The organism is Gluconobacter kondonii (genome assembly GCF_002723995.1).
Taxonomy (GTDB): Bacteria; Pseudomonadota; Alphaproteobacteria; order Acetobacterales; family Acetobacteraceae; genus Gluconobacter; species Gluconobacter kondonii.
This window is the reverse complement of record NZ_BEWP01000018.1, coordinates 35,522-42,294: the sequence shown is the minus strand read 5'-3', so window position 1 is coordinate 42,294 and position 6,773 is coordinate 35,522. Positions and strand designations below refer to the sequence as shown.

The window sequence follows — 6,773 nt, the reverse complement described above, 5'->3', positions numbered from 1 at the left end:
TTTGCAAAGATTATCGGTATCGATGGTAACAACAAGAAACCCCGTGAAGACAATATGTTCTGGGGCGCTAACGTCCGGTACACAAAAGATTTCAGCTGGGGCAGGTTCTGGACACTGAGTGCTTTCGAAACAGTCGATGAGCATGAACTGACCAACCAGACGAATTCCGTCGCGTCATACGGCAACATGTTCCGCAATAACCAGACGAATGTGTTCTCTCAGGAAGTGAAGCTTGAGTCTTTAAACCCGCATGCCAAATTTCATTGGGAAATGGGGATGTATTACAGTCGTTCCCGGATGGCACAGAATTTCTGGTATGATTCTTCTGACCGCCCGAACACCACGCCCTTGAACGAGACGTCTTATCGTCAGAATTAGCAGAACTTCAATCAATACGTACAGCTTTCCTATCGGGTATTACCCAAACTCACCCTGATCGGGGCCATCAGTCATGAATCTGATGACCGCCAAATGCTGAATGTCGTCAGTGCCAATTATGACCTGAACAGTGGCGCCAAAACAAGTGTGCAGAATTTTGGCAATTCAGGTGCTTTGACCAACCAGTTTGCTGGACGGGTCGGGGCACAGTATCAGTTCAAGTTGAATATCATGGGTTACGTGATGTTTTCACGTGGCTTCAAGCCGGGCGGCTTCTCTGCCAATATCACCCAGCAGGCCAGCCAGCTGAAGCCCTTCAAGGCAGAACAGGTTCTTACCTACGAAGGTGGTTTCAAGACCATGTTCTTCAACCGTCATCTGCGCTTCAACGCTGCGGGATTCTACTACGACTATCGGGACCAGCAGCTTCTCGGTACCATTCTCGTGCCGCCTTATGGTGTTCTTGGTGGCTATGTGAATGCTCCACGCTCCAATATCTATGGCGCTGAATTCGACATGGAAGCCCATCCGTTCCACGGCCTCGTCCTGACACAGAATTTTGGCTACCAGAACGGTTCGTACTCCCAGTTCCAAAGCCTGAACAGAAGCGCCACGACAGCACAGTTCGCCGCAACTGGCGTCTGGTCTCCCGTCAATACGAACTACAACGGTTACAATATGGGATTGGCGAACCTGACGCTGTCTGGTGCTGCCACTTATTCATGGTCAATGTTCCACGACTATAAGATGACTTTTGACGTGGATTACAATTACCGCGGTGCACAGACGCAACCCCAGCACATCGGTGATGGCGGCATCTATCGTGCCCCGGACTATTTCCTCGTGAACTCCTTCCTGACCTTTGCTGCTCCGAAACAGCACTGGTCTGTCACAGTCTATGGCCAAAATCTTGCCGATCGCCGTTACTGGCTCTCCGGCGGCACACAGGCGACGTTCTACGGCGTCATGCCTGGCCTGCCACGCTTTGTAGGCGCAAAGATGAACGTAACTTATTGAAATCCATCATGAAAACCTGCGATCCAAAAGAGTTTTCTCTGATGGGCCGCAGGTTGTTGAGATGAAAATAAAAAGAAGAGCGGGATGAGAAACGACAAGACCCGCGCCATCAATGTCTCCATCCAATCTGGTCTTACACTGATCTATAGGCTGGTAAGCTGGCAAGAAATTGTATGATACCTGCTGTGATGGCGCCCTGGATTGATCCGATTAATCACAGACTTGTTCAAAACGGTTTGATTTTTCGTAGAAAGGTGGAATTTCTTTCGTGAATGCTATAACGAATGTTCATTATTATCCGGAAGATGTCCTTTCCCACCAAGTGATAACCCGGCTGATTCAAGCAGGCGCACAGGAAACGGATGCTGAAGCCACCACACGTGCGCTAATCCATGCATCGCGGATCGGCGTAGATAGTCACGGCGTTCGTCTGGTAGGCCACTATGTCCGACTCCTTCAAACTGGGGGGATCAATCGTCGGCCCACCATAATTTTTGAGAGAACCGGGCCGGCGACTGGTCAACTGAATGCTGACGGCGGCCTTGCTCATCCTGCTGCCTACCTCGCCATGAATGAGGCCGTACAACTAGCCCGCGAGACCGGAATCGGAACCGTAGGCGTACATCACTCTTCTCACTTTGGAGCGGCTGGCGCATATGTGGTGGAAGCCGCCCGACATGGCATGATCAGCCTGATTATGAGCAATTCTGACGCTGCTGTGTCCCTTTTCGGAGGAGCGCAGCCATTCCATGGGACAAACCCCATTGCCATGGCGGCGCCTGTAAAAAACTCCGATCCATGGTTCATGGACATCGCCACTTCTTCAATCCCATTCAATCGGGTGAAACTTTATCGCTCGTTGGGCCTTCAGTTGCCAACAGGCGTCGCTGCAAACAGTGCTGGCCACTCCACACAGGATGCGTTGGCGGCATCCTTTCTTCAGCCCCTAGGCGGAGAAGGTTTTGGGTTCAAAGGCGCTGCATTGGCAGGATTGGTGGCAATACTGGCTGGTGCGTTGACGGGAGCAGCCTTAGATCCCGTCATGGTCGGGACAGATGAAGAGCAAAACTACCAAAAACGTCAGAATGTCGGGCATTTTGCGATTGCAATAGACCCGGCAAGGTTTGTCGGGCACGTCACATATGAACTGGCGATGAATCGCTATCTCGAGCTTCTGCGTAGTGGCCCGTCAGTGGATCCACTGCATCCTGTGATGGCACCAGGTGATCGTGAATGGAAAGAAGCAAAACGACGCGCTACAAACGGCATTCCTGTTGATTTCGAAACCATACAAATACTTGGGTTGAAAGTATGAATATAGGTTTTGAGAAAAGATAATTTACAGATCCCCATTCAGGAACTGAGCTCGACCAAACCCGAAACTCCAATCAGCATCACTGTTTTCGATGCAAGAAACCATGATGTCCTCAGGTAATAACGCGCATCGCTCTCCCAGATACTCGACCAGTAGAGCATAAAAACGTTCTTTCATCTCCTGAGTACGTGGGCGCGTGACTACCTGAATCAGAACACGATTACCCGAACGTTCAAAACCTAGACCGGTATCTTGCATGACAAGATGCTCTGGCTCATGCTCATTTAGAATCTGATAGCGATCGCGTTCAGGAACGCTGAATGCTTCCAGCATGGCATCATGAATAGCTTGCTGAAGTGTTGTTGTCTGATCTGAAGTTCTGCCTTTAACAACATGGATATTCAATAATGGCACGGCGCTTCCTCCCGGAATCAAGTGTTCAGAAACAGAAAAATTTCTAATGTTATAAAAACATCCTGAAAAAATTTCTTCTCAGGATGTCTATTAATTATAAATATCGACGATGTGGCTTCAGGCGTTAATCTGTAACGCCTGTATCTGGCCCGAAAGTTTCATAACGAAGACGTTCCGTAGAAATGCCAATCTTGAGGAGCCCCTGAATCGTATCGCGCATAAAATCAACAGGGCCGCACAGGTAAATTGTAGCGTTATGCGGGATGTGAGACGCGATCCATTCTGCATCCGGACGTCCGTCGATGGATGTCAGTCGTGTCCCAAGCGTAATACGCCCTCCCGACTTACGAACGATATCTGCCAGACGGCCGGAGAATGGCGCAGCATCCACTGAGTGAGCAATTTGCACGATGCTAACGGCGGGACCATGGGAACGGGCAGCCAGATCCTCAATCATACCGATCATAGGCGTTGCACCGATCCCTGCAAAAACAAAGGCAACCGGAGCATCAAAATGTTCCGGGAGAATAAAGTTACCAGCAGGCGGTGACAAGCGAACCTCATGACCTTCACAATTATGACTGTTTAACCATGAAGAGACGACCCCATCCTGCACATGGCGTACGCTGATGGCGTAGACTTCATGGTTCGGTCTAGACGTAATGCTATAGTTGCGGCGCGTCTGACCATGACCTGGAATATCCAGGTCCACACCAAGATACTGACCTGGAACCGGCTGGATGACAGTCTTGCCGTCCACGGGCCTCAGTTCAAGCGTCGTAACATTTTCACATTCGCGAATTGCCTGGACGATCTTGAAATTACGCCAGCCGGTCCAACCTCCCTCAGCGTGAGTGCTGACATCATAGAGCTGATGTTCGCGGCCGATCAGAATATCGGCCAGAGCCCAGTAAGCACGACCCCAAGCATCAAGAATAGCCGGTGTCGCGGCATCACCGAGCACATGTTTGATCGCACCCAACAAGGCTGTTGCGACATGTGGATAATGCTCCGGCAAAATTTCCAGACTGACATGCTTCTGAGCAATCCGCTCTACGGCTCCCCCCATGACACCGAGATTATCTATGTTCTTGGCATAGGCCAAAACGGCCATGGCAAGCGCTCTAGGTTGCGTTCCTTTGGATTGATGCGTTGGGTCGAACAACTCGGAAATAGCGGAATTGGCCAAAAGACGGCTGTACATCTCGGTCGTGATTGCCAGCCCATGGGCTTCCAGCGCTGGGACGGTGGCTTTGATGATGGCAATGACGTCTGGAGTGAGACTACGATCTGAAGTGGACATGGTCGGTCCTTTTAAAGATGTATATTAAATACACCTATATGGTCGTGACTTCTGCCTGTCAATCTGTCAAAGGACTCGTATGCGTCTGACCCTTCACACTGATTATGCCTTGCGGACCCTTCTTTATCTTGGTGCGCGTCCAAACATCCGCGTCTCGATCCGAGACATCGCAGAGGCCTACAAAATCTCTGAAAACCATCTTGTGAAGGTGGTGCATCGCTTGGGACAGGGAGGTTTTATCAAGACAATCCGCGGACGTGGCGGTGGACTGGTCTTGAGTCACCCTCCCGCAGACATCATCATCGGAACTGTGGTGCGTTTTACTGAAGAAGACATGATGCTTGTAGACTGCGACGGTGTGTCTACGGGTGGGCGGGCATGTCTCCTAGCACCCAGCTGTCAGTTACGTGGCATTTTGGGAGAAGCCCTGAATGCTTTTTTAAGTGTTCTGGATCGTTACACCCTTGCCGATCTCCTGAAACCGGCTGATCTCAGCAGATTATTTCCAGAACTGGTACAATCCTCCAGAGACAATGCAGAAGATGTCTGAATTCAGTTCATGTTGCGAATTTTTATCTGAAATAAAGAAAACTCGTTATTGTCATGAACCATATTAACGGGCTGGAGAGGGCAAACAGTTTTCCGTATTATCTTACCAGCCTTCGGTAACCAGCCCCTCAAAACAATTCTTAAAACGAGAAACTGTCATCCTTCACACTTCACACAAACGTGGCGCGCCATAAGGTACAAACAGGTCCAGACTTACAGCCGAATGAAATGGCAGGGCGACAGATGTATATCGGGATCGATTTAGGTACATCGGGAGTAAAGGCAGTGCTTGTGGACGAGGCTCAGCAGGTGCTTGCCTCAGAAACAGCAAAGCTGGAGGTCTCGCGCCCTCATGAGGGATGGAGCGAACAAAACCCAGAGGACTGGCTCATAGCCACCTTCGCGGCCATCGACGCGCTGGCAAAGGCCTATCCATCCGAAGTATCGAAAGTTACGGGCATCGGCCTTTCAGGGCAGCAGCATGGCGCCGTCCTGCTTGACGGTGAAGGTAAGGTGCTTCGTCCCTGCATATTATGGAATGACACGAGGGCCGAGGCCGAGTGCGCGATATTCGAACGTCGCTTCCCTGAGAGCCGCGCAGTAACCGGCAATATCGCCATGCCGGGATTCACAGCGCCAAAGCTGATCTGGGTCGCAGAACATGAAAAGGACATTTTTGCAAAGACGCGTCTCGTACTTCTGCCCAAGGCGTGGCTTCGCTTTGCCATGACAGGCGAAGCGATCGAGGACATGTCCGACGCATCCGGCACGTTATGGCTTGATGTCGGACAGCGCCGTTGGTCAGAAGAGGCGCTGTCGGCAACGGGGCTGGCGCTGTCCCACATGCCGACGTTGCGAGAGGGAAGCGAGGCAGCTGGCTTTCTCAAGCCCGATCTGGTGCAGCGCTGGGGAATGCGAAAAGCGCCAGTCTTTGCAGGTGGTGCAGGAGACAATGCAGCCGGCGCGGTCGGGTTAGGTGCGACAAAACCAGGCGATGCTTTTCTGTCATTAGGAACCTCGGGAGTGGTCTGGGTGACGACAGATTCGTATCGTGGGGGTGGTCGGGATGCCATTCACGCGTTCTGCCATGCCGTGCCGAGCGTCTGGCATCAGATGGGCGTGACACTCTCAGCGGCGGCGTCACTGGCATGGTGGTCACGAGTGACAGGAATGAAGGAGACAGAGCTTCTGGCCGAGTTGCCTGAATCGCCTGACGCCCCCTCGCCCGTCCTGTTTGCGCCCTATCTTTCAGGTGAACGTACACCTCACAATGATGGAGCGGTACGCGGTGGCTTCGCCCTCCTTTCACAGGATACGACACGCGCGCAAATGACCCAGGCTGTGCTGGAAGGGGTCGCATTTTCTTTCCGCGATGCTCTAGAGGGACTGAGGGCGTCCGGATCCGAAATAACAGAAGCATCGGTCATCGGTGGTGGTTCGCGGAGCCCTCTGTGGGTTGCAATCCTTGCTTCAGTGCTGGGAATTCCTTTGTATCGTTTGGCGAATGGCGAGACAGGAGGAGCATTCGGAGCAGCGCGACTGGCTCGTTTGGCTGTGACAGGTGAGGATGTAGAGGCAGTATGTCTGTCACCCAAGCGCGCGGGAGTTGTTTTTCCTGATGCATCACTGCGTCATGCGTATGATACTGCCTATGCGGAATATCGCGCACTCTATCCAGGTCTCGTAGCAGTAAAAACAGCATCCCTGAGAAAAAATTGATAGTAGTGGTCCATGATTTAGGAACTGATGGATTTTAATGGAAAATCCTGCTTTCCAGATCAAACAGATATGGAAAGC

The 6,773-nt window shown here is 51.6% G+C and carries 5 protein-coding genes and 2 pseudogenes; 5 read left to right on the top strand and 2 right to left on the bottom strand.

Features of this window, described 5'->3' with window-relative positions; genetic code table 11:
• From GKO01_RS16355 to GKO01_RS13535, 3 genes and pseudogenes are all read left to right on the top strand, one after another.
• Nucleotides 1-378, top strand: a pseudogene (locus tag GKO01_RS16355) (TonB-dependent receptor); the annotation flags it as partial.
• 18 nt (nt 379-396) lie between these two features.
• Nucleotides 397-1,395: pseudogene (locus GKO01_RS13540) on the top strand (TonB-dependent receptor domain-containing protein); the annotation flags it as partial.
• Nucleotides 1,396-1,663: 268 nt separating this feature from the next.
• The gene (locus tag GKO01_RS13535; protein WP_099287485.1) at nt 1,664-2,710 is read left to right on the top strand and encodes an Ldh family oxidoreductase; all 1,047 of its coding nucleotides are present in this window, start codon (nt 1,664-1,666) and stop codon (nt 2,708-2,710) included.
• A 24-nt stretch (nt 2,711-2,734) separates the two neighbouring features.
• Here the strand turns inward: GKO01_RS13535 and GKO01_RS13530 are convergent, their stop codons facing one another.
• Together GKO01_RS13530 and GKO01_RS13525 are read right to left on the bottom strand one after the other, a co-directional pair.
• Complete coding sequence (locus GKO01_RS13530) at nt 2,735-3,124, bottom strand: tautomerase family protein (protein WP_099287484.1); 390 nt, start codon at nt 3,122-3,124, stop codon at nt 2,735-2,737.
• 124 nt (nt 3,125-3,248) lie between these two features.
• Entirely contained in the window at nt 3,249-4,427 is a 1,179-nt protein-coding gene (locus tag GKO01_RS13525; RefSeq protein WP_099287483.1) for a globin domain-containing protein, read from the bottom strand.
• A gap of 79 nt (nt 4,428-4,506) precedes the next feature.
• On the opposite strand from GKO01_RS13525, the gene GKO01_RS13520 reads away from it, so the two are divergent.
• Both GKO01_RS13520 and xylB read left to right on the top strand, forming a co-directional pair.
• Nucleotides 4,507-4,977 carry an RrF2 family transcriptional regulator gene (locus GKO01_RS13520; RefSeq protein WP_099287482.1) on the top strand — a complete coding sequence of 157 codons (471 nt, stop codon included), beginning with the start codon at nt 4,507-4,509 and terminating at the stop codon, nt 4,975-4,977.
• Between the two features lie 242 nt (nt 4,978-5,219).
• A complete protein-coding gene (xylB, locus tag GKO01_RS13515; RefSeq protein WP_099287481.1) occupies nt 5,220-6,695 on the top strand; it encodes a xylulokinase in 1,476 nt (491 codons plus the stop codon).
• Nucleotides 6,696-6,773: the final 78 nt, after the last annotated feature.

Bases quoted from the DNA above. Each gene is read 5' to 3' on its own strand.
- xylB (WP_099287481.1), top strand. From the start codon at position 5,220: ATGTATATCGGGATCGATTTAGGTACATCGGGAGTAAAGGCAGTGCTT.
- GKO01_RS13520 (WP_099287482.1), top strand. From the start codon at position 4,507: ATGCGTCTGACCCTTCACACTGATTATGCCTTGCGGACCCTTCTTTAT.
- GKO01_RS13525 (WP_099287483.1), bottom strand. From the start codon at position 4,427: ATGTCCACTTCAGATCGTAGTCTCACTCCAGACGTCATTGCCATCATC.